The 21833-nt window shown below is 41.1% G+C and carries 21 protein-coding genes; 8 read left to right on the forward strand and 13 right to left on the reverse strand.

The genetic code is table 11. The features are described 5' to 3' along the window. The first annotated feature begins 359 nt into the window (after positions 1–359). Entirely contained in the window at positions 360–782 is a 423-nt protein-coding gene (locus N8M93_RS05345) for an HIT family protein (protein ID WP_261130179.1), read from the forward strand. Positions 783–1458: 676 nt separating this feature from the next. On the opposite strand, the gene N8M93_RS05350 is transcribed toward N8M93_RS05345, so the two are convergent. Next, entirely contained in the window at positions 1459–2400 is a 942-nt protein-coding gene (locus tag N8M93_RS05350; protein ID WP_261130180.1) for a hypothetical protein, read from the reverse strand. Between the two features lie 92 nt (positions 2401–2492). Here N8M93_RS05350 and serC point away from each other — a divergent pair, with 92 nt between their 5' ends. Both serC and N8M93_RS05360 read left to right on the forward strand, forming a co-directional pair. Beyond that, positions 2493–3578 carry a 3-phosphoserine/phosphohydroxythreonine transaminase gene (serC, locus tag N8M93_RS05355; RefSeq protein WP_261130181.1) on the forward strand — a complete coding sequence of 362 codons (1086 nt, stop codon included), beginning with the start codon at positions 2493–2495 and terminating at the stop codon, positions 3576–3578. 173 nt (positions 3579–3751) lie between these two features. Beyond that, the gene (locus tag N8M93_RS05360) at positions 3752–4273 is read left to right on the forward strand and encodes a tryptophan transporter (protein WP_261130182.1); all 522 of its coding nucleotides are present in this window, start codon (positions 3752–3754) and stop codon (positions 4271–4273) included. A 34-nt stretch (positions 4274–4307) separates the two neighbouring features. Here N8M93_RS05360 and N8M93_RS05365 read toward each other — a convergent pair whose 3' ends face one another. Continuing rightward, a complete protein-coding gene (locus tag N8M93_RS05365; protein WP_261130183.1) occupies positions 4308–4727 on the reverse strand; it encodes a YkvA family protein in 420 nt (139 codons plus the stop codon). A 557-nt stretch (positions 4728–5284) separates the two neighbouring features. Here N8M93_RS05365 and N8M93_RS05370 point away from each other — a divergent pair. The 3 genes from N8M93_RS05370 to N8M93_RS05380 all read left to right on the forward strand — a co-directional run bounded on the left by N8M93_RS05370 (position 5285) and on the right by N8M93_RS05380 (position 7744). Next, positions 5285–5677, forward strand: a complete 393-nt coding sequence (locus tag N8M93_RS05370; RefSeq protein ID WP_261130184.1) for a YtxH domain-containing protein — start codon at positions 5285–5287, stop codon at positions 5675–5677. Between the two features lie 458 nt (positions 5678–6135). Beyond that, a complete protein-coding gene (locus N8M93_RS05375; protein ID WP_261130185.1) occupies positions 6136–6768 on the forward strand; it encodes an HTH-type transcriptional regulator Hpr in 633 nt (210 codons plus the stop codon). 439 nt (positions 6769–7207) lie between these two features. Then, complete coding sequence (locus N8M93_RS05380; RefSeq protein WP_261130186.1) at positions 7208–7744, forward strand: DUF3267 domain-containing protein; 537 nt, start codon at positions 7208–7210, stop codon at positions 7742–7744. 588 nt (positions 7745–8332) lie between these two features. Here the strand turns inward: N8M93_RS05380 and N8M93_RS05385 are convergent. Then, entirely contained in the window at positions 8333–8920 is a 588-nt protein-coding gene (locus N8M93_RS05385) for a YpmS family protein (RefSeq protein WP_261130187.1), read from the reverse strand. A gap of 113 nt (positions 8921–9033) precedes the next feature. On the opposite strand from N8M93_RS05385, the gene N8M93_RS05390 reads away from it, so the two are divergent. Beyond that, a complete protein-coding gene (locus tag N8M93_RS05390) occupies positions 9034–9219 on the forward strand; it encodes a hypothetical protein (protein WP_260412613.1) in 186 nt (61 codons plus the stop codon). A gap of 235 nt (positions 9220–9454) precedes the next feature. Here N8M93_RS05390 and N8M93_RS05395 read toward each other — a convergent pair whose 3' ends face one another. Continuing rightward, a complete protein-coding gene (locus tag N8M93_RS05395) occupies positions 9455–9544 on the reverse strand; it encodes a YjcZ family sporulation protein (RefSeq protein ID WP_221568841.1) in 90 nt (29 codons plus the stop codon). A gap of 96 nt (positions 9545–9640) precedes the next feature. Next, positions 9641–9727: a YjcZ family sporulation protein gene (locus tag N8M93_RS05400; protein ID WP_221568917.1), complete on the reverse strand. Its 87-nt coding sequence runs from the start codon at positions 9725–9727 to the stop codon at positions 9641–9643. A 215-nt stretch (positions 9728–9942) separates the two neighbouring features. Between N8M93_RS05400 and N8M93_RS05405 the strand changes: the two genes are divergently transcribed. Then, complete coding sequence (locus tag N8M93_RS05405) at positions 9943–10851, forward strand: peptidylprolyl isomerase (RefSeq protein WP_261130189.1); 909 nt, start codon at positions 9943–9945, stop codon at positions 10849–10851. A 370-nt stretch (positions 10852–11221) separates the two neighbouring features. Here N8M93_RS05405 and N8M93_RS05410 read toward each other — a convergent pair whose 3' ends face one another. The 8 genes from N8M93_RS05410 to N8M93_RS05445 form a co-directional block, all read right to left on the reverse strand. After that, on the reverse strand, positions 11222–11494 hold the full coding sequence (locus N8M93_RS05410; protein WP_261130190.1) for a sporulation YhaL family protein: 273 nt from the start codon (positions 11492–11494) through the stop codon (positions 11222–11224). Positions 11495–11564: 70 nt separating this feature from the next. Beyond that, the gene (gene yhaM / locus N8M93_RS05415) at positions 11565–12533 is read right to left on the reverse strand and encodes a 3'-5' exoribonuclease YhaM (protein WP_261130191.1); all 969 of its coding nucleotides are present in this window, start codon (positions 12531–12533) and stop codon (positions 11565–11567) included. Positions 12534–12840: 307 nt separating this feature from the next. Further along, positions 12841–14178 carry a cell wall metabolism sensor histidine kinase WalK gene (locus N8M93_RS05420; RefSeq protein ID WP_261130193.1) on the reverse strand — a complete coding sequence of 446 codons (1338 nt, stop codon included), beginning with the start codon at positions 14176–14178 and terminating at the stop codon, positions 12841–12843. Then, on the reverse strand, positions 14175–14846 hold the full coding sequence (locus tag N8M93_RS05425) for a response regulator transcription factor (protein ID WP_261130194.1): 672 nt from the start codon (positions 14844–14846) through the stop codon (positions 14175–14177). The genes N8M93_RS05420 and N8M93_RS05425 overlap by 4 nt, the downstream gene beginning before the upstream one ends. A 6-nt stretch (positions 14847–14852) precedes the next feature. Further along, positions 14853–17849, reverse strand: coding sequence for an AAA family ATPase (locus N8M93_RS05430; protein ID WP_261130195.1), 2997 nt, complete (start codon positions 17847–17849; stop codon positions 14853–14855). A gap of 8 nt (positions 17850–17857) precedes the next feature. Then, positions 17858–19087: a DNA repair exonuclease gene (locus tag N8M93_RS05435; protein WP_261130196.1), complete on the reverse strand. Its 1230-nt coding sequence runs from the start codon at positions 19085–19087 to the stop codon at positions 17858–17860. Between the two features lie 581 nt (positions 19088–19668). Next, positions 19669–20940, reverse strand: coding sequence for an ABC transporter permease (locus N8M93_RS05440; protein ID WP_261130197.1), 1272 nt, complete (start codon positions 20938–20940; stop codon positions 19669–19671). After that, entirely contained in the window at positions 20933–21832 is a 900-nt protein-coding gene (locus N8M93_RS05445) for an ABC transporter ATP-binding protein (protein ID WP_261130199.1), read from the reverse strand. Before N8M93_RS05445 ends, N8M93_RS05440 begins: the two co-directional genes overlap by 8 nt. Between the last annotated feature and the right edge of the window lies 1 nt (position 21833).

The following is a 21833-nucleotide window of genomic DNA, read 5'->3' on the forward strand; positions in this document are numbered from 1 at the left end:
AGAAAGTATAAAATACTTTCTTCAGTATAAGGGCAACTAAGGCTCGACCTACAAAAGACTTGGTCTCGCCAAGTTTTCTTTAAAAGTTGTTAATTTCCGCTCCAGGATGCTCGCTTTCCGCGGGACAAGGAAAGCTTCGGCAGCGGTACATCGCACGAAGAAAATGCGCTTTTCATTTTCGATGAGTCTCGCACCTTGCTCTCCAATCAACTTGTACAAGGTGTTTTTTTAAAATGACTCAATAGCAAACAATCTTTTAGAAAAGAGCCTTTAGATAAAACCCTCCTTTTTTATGTTAAGTTCACCCTATGATACAATTACGACATAGAAAACAATACTTTTGAAAGGTGTGAATTAGTTTGGAAGATTGTATCTTTTGTAAAATCATCAACGGTGACATCCCTGCTTCAAAGGTATATGAAGATGAGCATGTATTTGCATTCCTCGATATCAGCCAGGTCACGAAAGGTCATACGCTTGTGATCCCGAAAGAGCACCATAAAAATCTTTATGAGCTTCCTGCCCAAGTTGCTGAACAAGTTTTCTCAGTCGTTCCTAAGATTGCGAATTCAATCAAGGAACGCTTCCAACCGATCGGCATGAATCTATTGAATAATAATGAAGAACCTGCAGGCCAATCCGTATTCCATTACCATGTACATATCATCCCACGGTATGGTGAAGGGGATGGGTTCGGCGCTGTCTGGAAGCCCCATTCAGACGATTACACCTCAGAAGACCTTCAACAGATTGCACAAGAAATATCTGAATCTATCAACTAAAGAAAACTTGGGACAGCCAAGCACTGGTGCAGGCTGAGCCTTAGTTGCCCTTATTATTGAAGTGGCTGTCCAAAAAGAATAGTGTCAGACACCTCCAACACAACATTTTGAATCAAAACCATGATTTTTCGTAAAATGTTGTTAAATTCAGAGAGAGTCAGACACTTTTTGGACAGCTTCCCTTAGGTAAAGAGGAGAAAGTAGGTTGATGAAGCTATTTTGACCTGCCAAAAACGTTTATCTCTACAACTAGGACCAAAACGCTGCAATTTTACAATTATCTCTACAACTCTGAATTTATCTCTAAAACTCCGGAATTATCTCTACAACTCCGAAGTTACCTCTAAATTGATGAACTAGTAGCCAGGGGCTATCGGTCGTACCACAGGTTTTCCTTGCGGGTGCCAGATAAAGTCCTAATCAAGTGGCGAATGCCCACATCTATTGAAAGTGGCGGTGATCCGTTCCGCCACCACCAATGATTCTGATTCAGCGAATAAGCAACGACGGAAAACGGACAACCTTTTCCTCGTTGCTTTTTCATTTTAGGAACTTATTGGACAGCCCCTATAAATGTAAAGAAAACTTGGTAAAGCCAAGCCTTAGTTGCGCTGATACGGAAGCTATAAGTGTAAAAAAGAGGCTCTGCTTAAGTGGCAGAGGCCTCATCGCTTTTTTACTTATAAATCGATAACATCCGCTCAACTTCTTGCGATTTAGAAGGCAGAATCGACCGTCTCAGCTCACCAACTGGTTCAATCAACTTCGGTTCTTCCCAATCTGGGTGATTGAAATGGGTATCGAATTGCTTCAACCAGTTTTGTATTTCGCGATAAAATGGGATATTCCACCGGAGTTGGTGGATGAACTCTTCTCTTGTTCCCTCGAATCCAAATTCATTTTTCATGATATCCAGCATCTCCGCTTGCCATTTTGCCTCTAAAGTGGATTTTCCTTTTATATCCTTGAACCGGTACCATTGCCGATCAAATTCAAAGGCATGCGGATAATAATACGCATAAATCGATTCAAACTGTTCACCGTTGATGGTTATGAACTTCTTTCCCCTGTGTTCACGCAGGACATACCCGCCTTCTGTCCGATTCATATGCTCAAGCTGTGCAGGTTCGACGAATGTCAGCCATACTTCAGTCGTCGCATTCTGGACGGGAGCGATGATAGCTGGTAAAGATCCATACGGCGCTAAAAAGGAACCGTAAATGATGTCTGAATCCAGCATGGAGGAACGAAGACATAACACGAAGTCATTCAAATCTTTATTCAAATTGAATTTATACCGTAACTGCGCTAAACAAATGTTCGAACCATATGCTACAAGAGGAACTCTTTCCTCAATCGGCGGCAATTCCTGTTCATGCAGGAAATCTCCGATTGAAAATTTATAATCCGAACCGTCTTGAAAGGACCCCAACAAGTTGTCTGAGTCGGAATATTCGACCATCAAATCTTCAATGGATACCCCTTTCTTTTCAATGATCCTGTGGGCTTTGCCTTCATAATAAATAAAGGAAGAGTCCGGACGCGGTCCTGGATATATATCCGGGTGATCATATGGACTGAGATCAATCGGTTTATTTTCTCTATACAATTTCTTCATCCCCCTTATATCTATGGTGTGATTCAAGTATAATGAATTTTCAGAAGTCTTACTATAACCAATCTTAACTTTGGACAAAGGAGTCGAGCTTCATGGAAACATTCAATTTCAATCCTGGGCCTACAGCTCTTCCGAAAGAGGTCCTCACACATGCACAGCAAGAATTGCTCAATTATCAGAACACAGGTTTGTCTATTCTAGAAATGAGCCACCGGAGTAAAGCATATCAATCGATCCATGAAAATGCACAGCATTCAATGCGATCTTTTTTAAATATTCCGGACACACATGAGATACTATTTTTACAGGGTGGAGCTAGCCTCCAGTTCACGATGGTCCCGATGAACCTGCTGAAGGAAAATCAATCCGCTGCTCATATCGTCACAGGATCCTGGGGCCAAAAGGCATATAATGAGTCCTTGAAGATCGGTGCGACTGAAATCACAGCGAGCAGCAAAGAGTCTGGTTTCACACATATCCCTCAAAAATCCGAGTGGAATGACTTGAGTGAGAATACCGGTTATTTGCATCTTACAAGTAACAACACGATCTATGGTACCCAGTGGCCATCATTTGATGAGCTTCCCGATGTTCCGCTTGTCATCGACATGTCGAGTGATATCGGCTCAAGATCGGTCCCATGGGAAAAAGTCGCGCTCGCATATGCAGGCGCTCAGAAAAATATCGGTCCATCCGGCGTCACAGTCGTGATCATCCGCAAAGATGTCCTTGCTGATACAAATGAAAATCTTCCGGCTATGCTTGATTACAAAATCCATGCAAACAAAAATTCGTTGTATAACACCCCGCCGACCTACACGATCTACATACTTGGGTTGATGGTGGAATGGATGATCGGACAAGGCGGATTAACTGAGTTCACAAAACGTAGTGAAGAAAAGGCGTCCCTTATCTATAGAACAATCGATCACAGCGGCGGATTCTATACAGGACATGCCGAAAAATCGAGCCGTTCCAAGATGAACATCACTTTCAACCTGCCTTCCGATGAGCTTAGCAAAGCTTTTTTACAAGGAGCTGAGGAAAGAGGATTTGTAGGTCTTAATGGACACCGTTCAGTCGGAGGCTGTCGTGCATCCATCTATAATGGAATCGGAATCGAGTCCTGCGAGCGTCTGGTCGATTACATGGAATATTTCAAGCATAAACATGCATGAATGATTCTAGAGTAAGTCTTACCATAAACTGTCACCCATAATGTCAGTGAAAATCCTTTTCTTTTTCTGCTCAATGCTGGTAAAATGAAGGCATCCGTTTTACTCGCAATAGGCATCAGCGCACTATTGGAGTTAACGAGAACAGCCTGAGTTGAGAAGAGGAGAGGATAAGTATGAAATCCATTCAATTAGCATTGATTGGAGTATTATTATCAGTTGGATTTGTGCTTCACGCAGTCATACCCGGAATTTTAGGGTCGATGAAAATCGATATGCTATTGACGATGATGTTTCTAGCGATCATTTTATTCCCTGACAAAAAAAGCGTCGGGGTGACAGCACTCGCTACAGGAGTCATATCAGCTTTGACGACAAGCTTTCCAGGAGGTCAGCTTGCAAACTTGATTGACAAACCAGTAACGGCATTCGTCATTTTTATATTATATATAAGCTTGAAAAAATATCATGGCAGTGTAATTCTTGCCGCTTCTATAACTGCTGTAGGAACGTTGGTCAGCGGAGCGATTTTCTTATCATCTGCTGCTATCCTGACGAGTCTGCCAGCACCATTCATCGCCTTATTCGTTACTGTGGTACTCCCGACAGCATTCGTCAACACAATTGCAATGACAGTTCTGTTTCCAATCATGCAGACAATTACAAAACGTTCGACCTTTAACTATCAGACACAATAAATGCAAAAATAAAAGCGTAAAAAAACCGATACCATCAAATGGTGTCGGTTTTATCTGTTTTTTCCTGTTCCCAATTCAGGAACTGCTCGATTTCTTCGTTGACGGTTTTCCATACATAACTGATGATCGCAATATCATCGACAAGTCCTAATCCTGCGATGATGTCTGGAATTGCATCGAGTGGACTCAAGAAATAAAGAAGCCCTGCAACCACCAAAACCATTGATTTTTTGGAGATGTCACGGTAATTTCCTAGACGATACTGATCAGCGAGACGAATGAGTGCCTGTATTTTATCCAAAAAACCTCTTAAGGCCTCTTGTATATCATTCTTTTGAAGTTTTGCACGTACGTTTTGAACCATTTGGCCGCTTTCTTCACGATTCTCGATTAACGTACGTGCATGTCTTAACATTTTTCGAAAGTACATGAACAGTTTGATTTTTTTCCACATCTCTAACGCCTCCTTCTCTCATATCTTCCACATCTTTCTTCATATTAATCCGAGAAGAAGAGTTTGCCAAGATGTATTTGGAGTTGTAGGATACAGAATGAACGATTTACATAAGCTAAATTCAGTATTGATTAAAATTTGATGACAAAGAAAAGAACAACTAGTAATAGACAAACACTTCCGATGATACCAAGCATACGGCCAATGCTCTGTTTTTTGTGAACCTGGACATTTCTGAATGAATAACGTTTTGTGTCCAGAAACATCCTTATCATGAAATAAAATAAAAGCAGGCCAAGAATGGCAAGTACAATAATTCCATAGATCATCACTCATCACCCCATACCATCCTATGAATGAGATGAGTAGTTTATTCCCCGAGAATTGTTTAAGATTGTCGATATCGTGGGATAGTTTTGTAGAAATGGTCGAACGATTTATGAAGGTTTCTAAAAGGCGTTCTCGAATAATGTAACAAAGACTTATCTTGTTTGGACGGGACCCCACACCCTCGGCCCTCGACAGATGAGAAAGATCACGAAAGGAGAAAAGGAATCATGAAAAAAGAGCAAAAATCGGTACTAATTGGCTTTGCGGTTGGAAGTATTGTCACTGCGGCAGCAACATTGTTATCAACACCAAAATCAGGTCGGGAAATCCGTAAAGACATTAAGGATTCGACCTATAAATTGAAGCAAACAATGACAGATGTCAAAAAAGAAGGCATCAGCTTGAAGGAACAGATCATTCAGGTTTCAAAAGAAGGTGTAGATGCTTTCAAGGAAGTTGCGACGGATTTGAAGGAAGATATCAAATCCTGGAGGAAAGAAATTGAACCGAACATCGAAAATATCAAAAACGATGTAGAGGAAATCAATGAAACCGTTGCGGAGCTCCAGGAAGAATCAAAGGAATCAGCAAAAACAAAAGAAACTGCAGATACAAAATGACTTATAAAAAGACTGGCTCAAGAAAGTGTTCTTCATGTGACACTCGAGCCAGTTTTTTTATCCTTCTCTTCTTTCAAATCCCCTGAGTGAATTCGTGTCTTCCAAACCAAAAAAATGATCAAACTCACTAAAATATAAAACATGCTTACCGATATAAAGCTGTGTGATAGTTTTTTTCAATAGTATCAGCTCCAAATAAAAGTCGTACAAAAATTAGCTTTTTAAAGGCTTTGTTGATTTTACACTTAAAGAAAGTATAAACAACAAGCCTAAAAAAATATAAATTTTTGTCAAAAATAAAAAGGTATTGTCTTTTTATGTCGAAATAATACTTATATACTCACACCCACAAGATTTATCAAGCAACAATTATTGGGAAAAACTTGTGAACACTTAGATAATTGTCTTTATAAATCTAACATTTCCTGTCATAATATAAAGCAGAATGGAGGTTCATTATGGAAAATAAGAAAGATTTTTCAATGAAAGAAGCTATGATGTTCAGTCATAAAGTTGCCCAGATCAGTAAAGCCATGTGGAAATGCGTCGAGAAGGATTGGCAAGGATGGATTAAACCATTTGGTCTTAACATCAACGAACACCACATCCTCTGGATTGCTTTCCATCTTGAGGGAGCTTCGATCTCTGATATCTCCAAGTTCGGTGTTATGCACGTGTCAACAGCATTTAACTTTTCCAAAAAGCTTGAAGAGCAAGGCTATTTAACCTTCTCAAAGAAAGAAAATGATAAACGTAACACGTACGTAAAACTTACCGATACGGGAAGAGATCTGTTATTGAGGACGATCGAAGATTACCAGCCGGAAAATTACGGGATATTCAGTGCTTCACTCAAGATTCGTGATCTTTATGGTAAATTTCCTGAGTTCGATGAATTGATGGCAGTGATTCGAAGTGTGTACGGGGATGACTTCATGTCGATCCTTGATACAACTGTCACTAAAATAGATAGTGAATTTGAAGAAACTGATCGTCAACTCGTACCTGTAAAGCGCGAAGCAGAAATTACCGACGGACTTGTATCTGAAAAACAAGAAAATGAAATCGAAAAAGTACCAACCACAACTTGATCAAGGTTGGGTAGTTTTAATCACTACACCAACTCATGGCTCGCCTTTCGGATTGAGTATACTTGCAAAGTGAATGAATAGAGGAGTCATATCAACCATACCGGCTTCTCTTAATTCATCTTTCTGAGCATTTAATTTTCTACATTGTTCATGAATTTCCTCCGACTTTATTTAATGTACTTCGATAGGCGCAATTTCCACCTTCTTTATCTGGCATCACGAGCCTTTCCATCCCTGAAGTACCTGCACTCCATGATCCTTCTTCCCTATTTATTTCACCTATTGCATCGCTTTCTGACACCCTTCCATAAACGTTTCTAATTTTTTTGTAAAACCTATTGATTTTTCGTTCGAAACATCGTACTGTATGGGAGTGGTTTTTAAAGCAAGGTTCTCACCTTTCCCCACATATTTTACTTCCTAAAGAAGGTGATGCATCATGAACTGTTACAAGTCTATAAATTTAACAAGAGATTACGGTAAACTGCGTCTTTTGCTGATTTCAACACTTTTCAGCTTAACGTATTTTATCGTTTATTTTATGGTTTTCAGTATGTTCCACCCAGAAACGATCTATTATCAAACCGGATTGATGCCATTAATGTTGGTGTTCATACTGATTATTCCCATTCATATATTTTTGCATTGTCTGCCGATATGGATCTCGGGTCACAGAGCGTGTATGGCTTTTGGGGAAAATCGTTTTTCACTCTTTTGCCGTATACCAGAAGTCCTGTCTAGAAGAGTTGCCTTGTTTGGCGTTTCATTTCCACTGATTCTCATAACGTCGGTTTCGTTGATCGGTGGCTATATGTTGCCCGAATTTTTACATCTATTTGCGATTGTATCGACTTTGAATATTTTCCTGTGCGTAAAAGATATGATTTATATCATCCATCTATGGAAAGCACCGAAAGATTCATTTCTTGAAGACGGTGCTACAGGATTCCAAATCATCGTCAAACGTACATTTTAATAAATGGCTGTTTTTCCAAACTTCGTTGCTCTTGCACTTAAAGAAAGTATAAAATACTTTCTTCAGTATAAGGGCAACTAAGGCTCGACCTACAAAAGGCTTGGTCTCGCCAAGTTTTCTTTAAATGTCGTTGATTTCCGCTCCAGGATGCTCGCTTTCCGCGGGGCGTGCGGTGAGCCCACTCGTCGCCTTGCTACCCTTTTCAAGGAAGCATTTTTGCTCCTGCGTCTACAAGAAAGTCCTGTCGAAGCGAGCTTCCTCGTCGCATGCCTTGCGAGGAGATTATTCAGGTAGTAGGCACGCTGATCCCGCAGGACAAGGAAAGCTTCGGCAGCGGTCCATCGCACGAAGAAAATGCGATTTTCATTTTCGAGGAATCTCGCACCTTGCTCTCCAATCAACTTGCACAAGGTGATTTTTTTAAAATAACTCAAAAACAACAATCTTTTAGAAAAGAGCATAATAAATAAAGCCAAATATAAAACTAAAAGACTGACCCTGAACATCGATGTGATGTTACATGGACAGTCTTTTTTAATGGCGTTAATGTATGGATTTGCTCAGTCATGAGACTTTTCATCCTGAAACTCACTCTTCTGTAATATAGTAAACCTTGAATCGGATGTTATCTTTTTCAAGATCAAAGGATTCGGCTTTCAAGAACAGTTGATCCTTTAATTTTATCTGATTAAGCTTCAAAAGAATCGTTTCTTCTTTATCATTGATCTCAACCCACGGGGGCAAATCTGTACTCCCTTTGATAAACTCCAAAATTTTCGAGCCTGGCAGTTTCAGTTCCCCGAGCTTGATCGATTCTTCTTTTAACAAAAGATTTCCATTGTCTAATACTTGAGGTTCGAAATCCATGGTAAATTGGACTTCATTCGAAAAAAAAGTGAAGTATCCTTTCACCTGGACATTATCTTTAAGTTCGACATTATAATCGAACTTCGGATTTCTGCCGGATTTTAATTGTTCTAGTTGTTCTTTGATCAGAAAATTCAATTGATCCTTTGACGATTCGATATCAAATATCGGTTCTCCCTGCTTAGGTACATCGCGCATGGACTTCTCTTCTTGTCTATCCCCCATGAATACCAATGTTCCGACGATGATTGGAACAATGATCATGATTGTAAGTAAAATGAAAAAAGCATATTTCCATCTGAATTTCAAAGCGTTCTCCTCCCGTCCCCTTATAATCTATAATAGTTGATACTGTTCATTCTTTTAATATTTTGGTATGTTAGTAATACAATCTCTTAGTTTCGGAGGTTCAACCTATGACAATGATCGCAATTTATTATATAGCATTCGCATGTATCATTCTTTTCTTGTTTAATACACTTACGAATCGCTTATGTATTCAAAAGAATATCCCTGCAGAGAAACAGGTGAATGTATTCCGGTGGATCAACATCATGATCACGATCCTGTTAGTAAGCTCGTACATTGAAGTAATTTTTGTGCATTGACGCAATTTATATTCCATAATATTTCATTATTACCCAGACAGGTATATGTACAAACATAAAACTGTCCCTTTGTTTAGAGAGTTCGAACGTTCATAGGCATTTTGAACAGTACAAATGAAAACTTGATAAAATCAAGAACGTTCCTTAGTCTGGATAATACTCTTAAGGAGTTACACAGATACTAAAAAAGAGGCTGACAGCAATGGTCAGCCTCTTCCTCATTCAAAAATACGTATTAGCAAATCCAAGCTGCGCCTACGATAATCAATAGGATGAACAATACAACGATCAACGCAAATCCTTTTCCATACCCGTATCCACCCATGATGTCACCCCCTATTCCGGTGTTATGTTATCCTATGCATTGAGGTAAGCCAAAGCATAGGCTGCTATCCTTTCGCTCGGAAATTTCTCTAATTTTTTAGCAGATATAGCATGCTCCAATAATGATCAACAAAAGGAACAGTACTACAATCAAGGCAAAGCTGCCTCCATGTCCGTAACCCATTGCAATCCCTCCTTTGGTGTACACTTATAGTGTATAAGTCCAATGTCAATCTTGATTAGACCAATGCCCTTATTTTTAAAAACGGGCGGATGCACAAGCAATTCCAATAAATGTGTATTTTTTCTCATATTTGGTGTGTAGTGTGTATTTTTAACAGGTGGATATGCTATAGTAGGAGATGTGAAAAAATTTCTACATCATAGGAGTGTATGTCGATGAAAAAGTGGGTCCTGACGGTTGCTGCAGCAACGACGATTTTTGGTACCGCTGCATGCAGTAATAATGGCGATTCCGGTGATAGTAAAGTAATTGTCGAAACCAGTGCCGGAGATGTCACACAACAAGATTTCTATAATGAAATGAAAAAACAGCCTCAATCAGAACAAATTCTACAAGAACTCGTACAATACAAGGTTCTTTCTGAAAAATATGAAGTCAGTGATAAAGAACTTGATAAAGAGATCGATTACCTCAAAAGTCAATTTGGCGGAGATGAAGGTTTTGAAAATGCGCTTAAACAAAGCGGTATTGAAGGAGAGGACGAGCTTCGGGACGTGGTAAAACGTAACCTCGTATTCTTCAAAGCTCAGACTGAAGGTATCAAAGTTTCTGAAGATGAAATGAAGAAGAAATATGAAGAAGAATACAAAGTTAAAGAAGTTGAAGCACGCCACATTCTAGTAGAAGATGAAAAGACAGCTAAAGAAGTTAAAAAGAAGCTTGACGAAGGTGGAGACTTTGCAGAACTTGCGAAAGAATACTCTACTGACCCTGGTTCGAAAGACAAAGGCGGAGAGCTAGGTTCATTCCCACGCGGTCAAATGGTCCCTGAGTTCGATGAGGTGGCTTTTACACTTGAAAAAGGTAAAATTTCAGACCCAGTCAAGTCTCAGTATGGATTCCACATCATTGAAGTATTAGACCAAAAAACACAATCATTTGAAGAAGCAGAGTACCAAATCAAGAAAACATTGCTTCAAGAGAAAGCTCAAGAGAAAGCTCAAAAGGATCCAAAAGCCAACCCGATCGATAAAGCTATGAAAGATGCTAAAATCGACGTGAAAGATAAGGAATACAAGGACCTATTCAAGAAAGATGACGCAGAAGAACAAAAACAAGAATAAGTTGAGAAGGACTGACAATCGTCAGTCCTTTTTTGCATTTAAAGAAAGTATAAGTGAAGCTAGGGCCAGGCCATCGCCAATGGCTTAGGTCTGCCAAGTTCTCTTTATTGATCTGGAAGCTTTTTAGATCGAATTTTTAGATGTTTGAGCAAGAAAGTCGATCAAACTCGTTGATTTTTCCAATTCAAGGGTAACGATTTGGTTTTTCCAGGAGCCAAAAGAAATTTATTTACAACTGAGGACCCAATTGCCAAAAATCTGGAATTATCACTACAACAAGAAAATTATCTCTATAACTTTATTATGCGTAAGTAAATCCGCCCCATAGCAAAAAAAGCTGTCTCGCAATATTCGAGACAACCCTCATGCTCTATTCCCCAGATGCCTGGTTTCGCCGTTGCTTTTCTTCTTCAATCCGGTCCATGTAGATTTTGCCTTCCTCTTCGATATGGACTCGATCCAGCTTCCTATCCTCAACTGTATGAAACCATGCTCGATAGCCGGAGTACCCTATTCCTGCTAATACGAAGTACATCCACCAGGGGACACTTGAAAGAACCGGTTTAAGATTGCTGTATACACCTGTGAATTGTAACAATGCAAAAAATAAAACAACCGTAGCGACAACGTATAGGCGACGCATCGACTTTCCTCCTTTGTAGACAAGCTTTGTTATTACAAAGGTATGTAGGAAAACGGTTGTTTATGACTATTTAAAGATTGGTAGGGACAGACTTTTTTTGCTCGGTCAAAGGTTTATAGAATGAACGGTTATCAAGTGCAAAAACACGCTCTGTGAACTCACCTGGGTTCACTTTGCTTAGAGCACGGTCCATCATATTCATTTTCGCATCAATATTATCGATATAATGGAGAATTTCAGCTTCACGTACCAATGGAGGCTTAGGACTCCCCCACTCTGCTTTCGAATGGTGACTCAATACCATGTGCTGGAGGATCAATACTTCTTCTCCATCTATTTCTAATTCGCGTGCAGCCTCACCAATTTCTTCAACCATCATCGTTATATGTCCTAACAAATTACCTTCAAGGGTATAACTTGGTGCAACCGGCCCAGACAACTCCTTTGTTTTGCCAAGATCATGCAGGATGACACCCGCATATAACAAGTCCGTGTCTAACGATGGATACAGATGAGCGATTGACTTGGCAAGCTTAAGCATCGACACCACATGAAAGGCTAATCCTGAAACGAATTCATGGTGGTTCTTCGTTGCAGCCGGGAACTCGAGAAACGCCTTCTGATGTTTCTTCACAAGATGTCGGGTGATCCGTTGGATATTGGGATTTTTCATTTCAAAAATAGCTTGTGTGATCACTTCGGTCATTTCGTCCTGTGGAAGCGGTGCTGTCTCTACAAAGTCATGGACGCTAACGCCATCTTGTGTCGAAGTCAACCTGATCTGTTTCACCTTGAGCTGCGCTTTGCCGCGATAGCTGGTGATATCTCCCATCACTTTGACGATGGATTCGGGAACAAATTGCTGCTCGTCTCCAGGACTGGAATCCCACAGCTTTCCCTCAATATCCCCTGTATGATCTTGCAAAATAAGGGTCAGAAATGGTTTTCCAGTACTTGTGGTACCTTTAGCTGCCGATTTGATCAGCAAATAATCATCAAAAATATCTCCTACCTGGTATTGTTGGATTCCTCTTTTCATCCCTCTTACCTCCTCTTTTTTCAGCTGGATATGACCTGTCCAAAATGTGTCTGAATCTCTCCGAACTTAACAACATTTGAGAAAAGTGTCTGACACAAAGACAGCTCTGTGCATATTTTCATGGCGAATATAAAATATGTATATTGATAAAATCCTGCAGGGACTGGGTAGACCTGCAGGGTAACATTGCGAAGTTGAATACAAATCGGGTAAAGGAGGCCGATACGAACCATGATGAATGGGTGCATCAGACCTTGTTTCTTTTCTTTACATCTCATAAAACATCATTCTATTCACGCGCGGTACGCTATATGTTGATCACGATTGAAACACCATTTTTTTCATTTTGAACCTCTACAGTTCCATTATGAAGTTCTACGATACGTTTGACAATAGCCAGGCCAAGACCGAATTGTCCTTTATGGCTTTTTTCGAAAGGTTCAAAAAGGCGATCCAGTTTTTCTTCAGGTATAGTTTCGCCATCATTATGCACCTTCATTGTCGTTTGTCCATTTTCTCTTTCACATGAGATATCAATATAAGATTCCGCATAACGCAAAGCATTCTGGATCATATTTTCAAATACGACCTCCCATTGGCTGCGATCTCCTTTGAACTCGATATCTTCACCACTCACTTTTATCACAATTTCTTCCCGCTGGTACAGAAATCGATCAAGGACTTCCTGAATCAATGAACCGAATCGGATCTTTTCTTTTCGTGGCTCGTTGTCTTGCAAGGTATCAAGCTTTGAAAAATAAATCATATCTTTTACCCGTTCTTCCATCCGCCCAGTTTGATTGATGATCACATCCATCATTTCTTCAAGGTCTTTCTCTGGAAAAACACCGTCCTTGACGGATTGTGCATAGCTCTGGATCGTCATGATCGGTGTCTTTAATTCATGGGAGGCGTGCTGTATGAACCGTTTTTGGGACTGATCATTTCGTATCAAATTTTGTCGCATCCGTTCAAACTGTACCGAGAGCTGTTGGAAATCCTGGTCTCCTTTCAGCTCGAAGGGTTCGCGCCAGTTTCGATTACCAATCTGCTCAAACCGTGCACCAAGAGCCTTTAATGGCTTCCTTAAATAATTGGACAGCCAAATCGCAGGAATGATACTGATGACGATCCCGATGACAAAGATCCAGATCAGCCTTTCCCATAAACGCTGTACGAGCTGATCACGATATGTATCCCACATATACGATACCATGAATGCCTCATTTCCGTTCACTTCAATCGGCCTGATGACGTAAAAGAGTGTGGCATCCCTGTAGGAAAGCTGAAAATCACCTTCATCCTCTTCAAGCAATATCGCTTTTTCCCACATATGCCTCAATACCGTTTCGGGGACGGAATCCCCCTTTATAACAAAGGATTGATTACCGAGGAGAAGGTGGCCGACTGATCTCGCTGCCTCTCGTCGTTCTACGAAATTGAGGTTCGTATCCGGCAGTTCCTGTTCTGGTCCAGTCGGGCCTTCAAGAATGAGATCCTGTTGTTCCTTAATGATCCGGTATGATTCTTCGGTAAGTGCTTCACGCATGGATAACGGATAAATGACGACGACACATAATCCGACGACAAAAACCAATAGGAAAAAGGAAAGCCAGATTCGCTGTGCTATGCTAAGCTTTTTCACGATGTCTCAATCCTATAGCCACCGCCGTATAGTGTTTCAAGATTCAGACGTGGCATCTTCTTGCGGATACGGCGGACTACATCATCCACAGCACGCTCCGACCCGACGTAATCCTTTCCCCATACACCTTCAAGGATATCCAGCCTCGATTTGGTTTCATTGAGATGTTCCGTAAGGTAAAGGACGACCTCGAACTCTTTCGTAGTAAGGTCCACCTCTTCATTTCGATAAGTGATTTTACGATCAAGCGGCTGAATACAATATTCATTGACCCATCTGCTTTGATACTTTCCTCCTGGACCTTCATAAATTCGCTGCATGAGCTTTTTAGCCCGGATGATCAGCTCTTTCGGTAAGAACGGCTTTGTAATATAATCGTCGCTTCCCAATTCAAGACCAAGCACTCGATCGAGATCCTGATCTCTGGCAGATGTGAAGATGACTGGAACGTCCGTACGTTCCTTTATTTGTTTCAAAAGCTCATATCCATCCACGCCGGGAAGCATGATATCGAGAACCCATAGGTGTGGTGGCTTTTCGATGTATTCCAGGGCACTCGTCCCCTCATGAAAGACCTTTACCTTCCATCCCTCTTTTTCCATATACGCTTTCAGTACAGCTGATAAATCCTGTTCATCTTCTACTAGATAAATCATGTAGCCTTCCATATCTTCTCAACTCCTGGAAAACGAATAGGTTTGGACTTCAAGTGATGCTCTATCTGGTAACTGTAGTGGCTTCTCAGTCAAATAGGAAGCTGCATTTCCGTGACACGTAAAATAGAGCACCTGTCGATCTTGTGCAATGGATCGGATGAGCTCAAATGCAAGATTACGACGTTTTTCATCGAAGTTTACGAGAATATCATCCATGATCAAAGGGAAATCCCCCTGATTTTCATATTCTTCTGCCAATGCAAACCTTAAAGATAAATAAAGTTGCTCCATCGTAGCCCTGCTCAACTCTTCTGGCTTGAAAACCACTCTATCTTTACGTTCGATAAGGAAACTTTCTTCTCCTTTCGGGGCGATGATCCGGTTGTACTCCCCTTCTGTCAGTGCTTTATAATAACCTGCCGCCCGCTTGATCACACGCGGTTGTCTTTCAGATTGATAGTTTTGCTTCGCCCGATCCAGGACATATTGTGCTGTCCTGTAAACAGCCCATTTCTTAGCTTCTTCAATGAATTCACTCTTGGCCAGATGATAGGAATGAAGTTGATTCGAATATGTGCCATCTTCCTCTAAATGTGTTACCGTAGCTTGCAGTTGCGAGCAATCGTCACGTAACATGTCGATATCTCTGCTGGTTGTTTCATAAGCCTTGTCCAGTTTTTCTATACGAGCATTGAGATTGCTCAATTTTGAAGGATCGTTCCCCAGGTGTTCAATGGTTTTCAAATCTGTCGAAGCCTTCAGCTGAGCATCTACCATTTGCAGTTGTTCTGTCCATTTTTCATATTTTTCATTCGCTTTTCCTTTTTCGCGGAAAGCTTCTTCATCTTGTACCTCAGCTAATGCAAACAAGGTTTCGATTTCATCTGTATAATGTGTATACTTTTTCAACAATCCTTCATACCGTTCCTGAAGCTGTTCAATAGAAGCAGCTAGGCTGTCCTTTTCTTCACGCTTTTCCATCTCCTCCTTCAACTGTTTCGATAGATGCGATAGGTTCTGCTCTATCCCGTGTGTGAAGTCAATTTGACAGGCACGGGAGGTATCCAGAACGGTGCTCTCAAATTTGGAAAGTTCCGTTTGAAGCTGAGCTAGATTCTTTTTCAAATGACTCCGCTCGGTCAATCTTTTCTTCAGTTGATCGATCCGTTCAAAAATTTCAAGGAGCATTTCGTCCGGGACATTTTTTGGTATATGCGCCATACCTCTCCATCTGGACAGTTCTTCTTCGGTCTGGTGGTGCTCAATCTCCCACTCGTCATAACGACGGGCAACATTCTGGTATTTCTTTTCAAGGGCTTGTTCATGATCTTTCAAATGATCAAATTGGACTGCCAGCTGCTGTTGTTCGTGTAACAAGTGATTCAGATGATCCAGTTCTGACATATCATTGCTGTCCTGGTGATTATGAAGCTCAGCCTCAAGTTCGGTGATTTGCCGGTCAAGATCTTGCTCATTATCCAAGCCGCCTCTTTTATTGAGGAGAATACCTGTGCCTGCCATACTGATCCCGATGATGAGACCCGCAATATAATCGCCTTGCATCATCCAAATTCCCGTCAGCACGATCCCAAGACCGATCATCGTCCAAATGATGATGGGGTTGATCGAGTTTCTTTTTGAAGCGCTTTGGAGACTTTTCAGTGTTTCAATTCTTCCTTTCAATAGTTCCGGTGATTGACTATTCAAGTCCTTCACCTTTCCACGATAGGATTGAATCGTTTCATCTTGAAGCATCTGCTCGTCTAACCGGGTTCTCTTCGCTTCATTTTCCTCTAAATCACCTCGAGCATGCAAAAGGTCCTCATCGAGCCTTTTTTGCTCCTCTTTCGATTGTTCGAGCCTTTTCAATTTGCTGATCAACTGCTGTTTCGTAACAAGATCCGTGTTGATCGAACGGATTGTCCCTTCTGTCCATTCTTGACCAATTACCTGCATTTCATTATCAATTTCTTGCTGAAGATAATCGATCCGTACCTTCAGTTTGCTATAGTCTTCCTGTCTCCCTTTGTACAAACGGAAGTTGCTCTCCAGCTCATTGATCCGGGTTCCCTGATCGAGCATTTCATCGTTAAGGTGTATCCTATCATAAGCCTCTTTATTTTTTCGCATCAAATCTTCCACATGTTTTCGATCACTGTGCAACTCGATTTGCCGTTCTTTAAGATTTTGAAATCGATCCAATCCATCCTCGGGGAATGGCGTAGCGGCAGGAAGCATCTCCAGCTGGTTCTCGATTGTGTTTTTCTGTTCAAGAAGCGGATTGATTGATTGGAGATGCTTAAGTTCCGCTCTTTTTTGATCGAGATCATTTTTCGCTCTTTCTGATTTTGATAACGCCTCTCTTTTTCCCTCTAATTCGGATTTCATTCGATTATACTCATCAAGTTTCTTGCTCCATTGCTTCACATTTTGTTCCAGCTCATGGAGATTGTTCAGTTTCTGATTCAAAACGGGATTCTTGCCATTGGGTTTGAATAGTCGGTTTTGTTGATCTTCTAATGATTTCGAAATCTGGTTCAGCTGTTGGGCACCGGTCAACCCTGCATTGAAAAGATATTCTCCTAACTGCTCTGATTTGATTTCATTCACTTTTTGCAATCCGTCAAGGTTGAAAGAAAAGACATCACGGAAGGTTTGTTGGTTCACTTCCCCTAGGACCTGATGCAGGAAATCTTCTCCTTCATTACTTCCATCTTCTTTTACAATGGTGACCGTTCCAGAAGCGCCACCTTTCCGTTCAATGGTAAGGGTGCCATGTTCTGCTGTTTCGATACGTAATTTTCCGCCGTAGGCCTGGGTTGTCTTCGGCTCATATCTCAGCCGTTTTTCACTACGCTTCGGAAACCCGAACAACATATATTCGATAAAGGCCATCACAGTGGATTTTCCTGATTCATTTTCCCCATATATGACCTGGACTTCAGTCTCTTCAAATTGAATGAATTCATTCTCGAATCGCCCGAATCCGTATATATGTAAATCTATGATCCTCATCACCAACCCTACCTTTCTGATTGTAATGCTATCGATTCAATCAACAGCCTCTTGGCTTCTTCTACAATCTCCCTGTCTTCCAAACTTACATCATCTAAAAATTTCTTCGCTTTCTTATGCTTCAGAAGAGTGTCCAGAACGGGATCGCTCTTGTCCATTTGCTCGAATACGTTGAAAATTTCTTTCATGAAATGAGATTCTCCAAGTTCATTGATGTATTCTGTGTAAACGGGCTCAACGGCTAGACGATTCACCCATACAAACGGTTCTTCCGTATCCTCTCCTTCATGCAAATGATCCATCAGATCATCAAGTATGTCATTTTCGTTCAGTGATTTAAGAGCTGGACTTTCCCCCGAAAGCTCAATGGATAAAATCGTATTCATTCCGGTAGTGCGTAGCTTCTCTTTTACAAGGTTTATTTGAAGGATCAGATCATCCATCATGTCGGTTTTTGCAATTGAAAGACTTTCAGACTCCCATCGAACTGTTGAAGTTTCGAGAAATTCCAATGACGCGTCCACTTCGTTCATTTCGACCAGATAACAACCTTTTGGGCCACTCTCTTTCCGATTCAACCCTTGTATGTTACCTGGATAGATGACGTAGGGATGGTGGGAAAGTTCCTCTCTTTTATGGATGTGCCCTAACGCCCAATAATCGAACGGTTGAGCCTGCAACTCCTGCAGTATGAAAGGAGCATAAGTCTGATGATCGGTATTTCCACCGATCGTTCCATGGAGTAAAGCGATATGAAACGGGGGACCATCCTGCTTTTGATACTTTGATGATATATTTTCCGTCACCGCTTGCTTTGGATAGCTATAGCCATAAAGATGCGCATGGACTTCCCCTTCTTTTTCAAAGGGAAGCATTTCCGGTTCTTTGCTGCTGAAGAAATGGACATTGTCTGGCCATTTAAGTTTGATATACTTGCCGCCTAAATGATCATGGTTTCCATGTATGACAAAAATGTCAATCCTGTGATCATGAAGTCTTTGAAACTGGTTTTTCAAAAACAATTGTGCCTTCAAACTCCGATTCGCACCGTCATACAAGTCCCCTGAAATGACAAGGAAATCGACCTGTTTTTCAATAGCAAGCGTAACCAGGCGTTCAAAGGATCGGAACGTACTATCTTTGACGATATTGAAGATGGCCTCTGGCAGGTGCCCCAAACCCTTGAATGGTGTATCGATATGTAAATCTGCAGTATGTATGAATCTGATTTTCCACATGGTCATCTCATCCTTCCTCCAAGTGAGATACTTATTGCTATTTTACCACATCCATACGAGCGTTTGTTCGTTATACGATGATATAGAAAGGCTGTTTTCTAAAAGATTGTTTATAAAAAAAAACACCTTGTGCAACTTGATTGGAGAGCAAGGTGCGAGACTCCTCGAAAAGGAAAATCGCATTTTCTTCGTGCGATGTAACGCTGCTGAAGCTTTCCTTGTCCTGCGGGATCAGCGTGCCTACTACCTGAATAATCTCCTCGCAAGGCATGCGACGAGGAAGCTCGCTTCGACAGGACATTCTTGTAGACGCAGGAGCACAAATGCTTCCTTGAAAAGGAGACTCCTGAGGTCGTTAGGAGACGCCGCACGCCCCGCAGAAAGCGAGCATCCTGGATCGGAAATCAACGACTTTTAAAGAAAACTTGGCGAGACCAAGCCTTTTGTAGGTCTAGCCTTAGTTGCACTTATACTGAAGAAAGTATTTTATACTTTCTTTAAGTGCAAGAGCAACAAAGTTTGCGAAAACAGCCTATAAAAAAGACCCTATCACCATGAAGCGATAGAGTCTTTGGATGTTTCTATTTTCTTGTCAATTGTATTGCTTTCTTGAAATTCTTAAAACTGGTTGCATTGCCATACATGAGCACACCACCGCGATAGACTTTGGCAGCTATGACTGCGAAAATGCCAATCGTTACGATCAAGATGAGAATACCAAGTATAACTTCCCATGCAGGGATATTGAGCATCTCTACTCTTAAGAACATGATCATCGGTGTGAAGAATGGGATATATGACATGATGGCAACAAAACCGGCCTCAGGATTCCCGAGCCCCGACATCGCACCCATGAATGCGACGACAATAATCAAAATGACTGGTGTAATCACCTGATTCGCTTCTTCCACCTTATTCACTAAGGAACCGAGCATCGCAAGGAGTGTTGCATATAACAGGAAGCCTAACAGGAAGAATATGATTGCATAGACGACTGTAGAAATCGGCAGCTGGTCGATCTGGATGAAGGACGTGAAATCTGTCGGAGACTGTGTTGATTCCTCCCCACTGGAGGGTCCATATTTAATCGACAAGAATCCAACCAGAAAGATCAGAAAAAACTGTGTCATTCCTAAAAGCGCAATCCCGAAAATTTTTCCAAACATCTGTTTGACCGGTGAAACGCTTGAAATCAGTATCTCCATCACTCTTGATGATTTTTCAGTCGCCACTTCTGTCGCGATCATGCTTCCATAGAAAATAACCGCAAAATAGATGACAAATAAAAGCACATAAACGATTGATCGCGCTTGATTCAGTTCTTCTTCAGTTTTTGCTCCTTCTGCCAGGGACGCTTTTTCAAAAGAAACAGGCTCATATAAACTGGTCAATTCGGCAGGATCTACACCTAACTGCTGTGTAGCCATCATCACCTTCGTCTGTTGAAGGTTACTTTCGATCGTACTGATCCACCCCGCCTCAGGGACGCCTGCTGTCTTCAGTACCCCTTCCGGCAGACCTTCTTCGTTCTTTTCTAGGTATAAAAGCGCATCATAATCACCATCCAGGACACTTTCTTCTACTTCTTTTTCACTCTGATTTGTTTTGGTCATCTCGATGTTATCAGACGTAGCATCAACTTGTTGCTTTAATAACTCATAAAAGCTGCCTGACTCATCAAGGATTGCGACTTGTTTCTTATCTTCGTCATCTCCATTGAACGTATTGACGATTGTCTGCATGTTCGTAAGGCCAAGTATAAGCAAAAGTGAAGCAACTGTTGTCAAAATAAACGCTTTTGAGCGAATTCTCGTCTTATACGTATGTAACATCACGATCCAAAGTTTATTCATAAGAAGCACCTACTTTTTCGATAAAGATGTCATTCAACGATGGTTCCTCCAGCTCGAATTTACGGACGAATCCTTTACTGTTGATGCTATCGAAAATCTTTTGTGAAACATCTTCATTTTCGACCTGAAGATGTACACCTTCTGTCACCTGTTTATACCGGACAACACCTGGAATGTCCTTAAGATAGCTTAGATCAAAGTCCGCATAGACAGTCACATTCTTTTTACCGAAAGACCGTTTCACTTCCTTCAATGACCCATGCACGACCGGACTTCCTTTATGAAGGATGCATAGATGTTCACAAAGTTCCTCCACATGCTCCATCCTATGGCTTGAAAACACAATCGTCGTCCCTTCCTTTTTCAACTCAAGAACAGCTTCCTTCAACATCTCGACATTCACCGGATCAAGTCCACTGAACGGTTCATCGAGGATCAGGATCTTCGGCTTGTGGAGAACAGCAGCTATGAACTGGATCTTTTGCTGATTACCCTTTGACAGCTCTTCAACTTTTTTATTTTCATATTCAGGAACCTTGAATCGTTCAAGCCACTTTTTCATTTGCGGCACGATTTCGGATTTCTTCATCCCTTTCAGACGGCCTAAATATAGTAATTGATCGGAAACTTTCAGACTTGGATAAAGTCCTCGTTCTTCCGGCAAATAACCGATCAGGTGCGAATCCTTTTGGGATAAAGGTTGATCATTCCATGTGATTTCCCCGGCTGTCGGTGTCAATAATCCGATCACCATTCTGAACGTGGTCGTTTTCCCTGCACCATTCGCCCCTAACAAGCCGAAAATTTGATGTTCAGGTATATGAAATGAGACATTATCAACAGCGGTGAAGCCAGCGAAATTTTTCGTTACGTTTTCAATATGTAAACTCACG

This window comes from Bacillus sp. Marseille-Q3570 (genome assembly GCF_946151055.1).
Taxonomy (GTDB): domain Bacteria; phylum Bacillota; class Bacilli; order Bacillales; family Fictibacillaceae; genus Pseudalkalibacillus.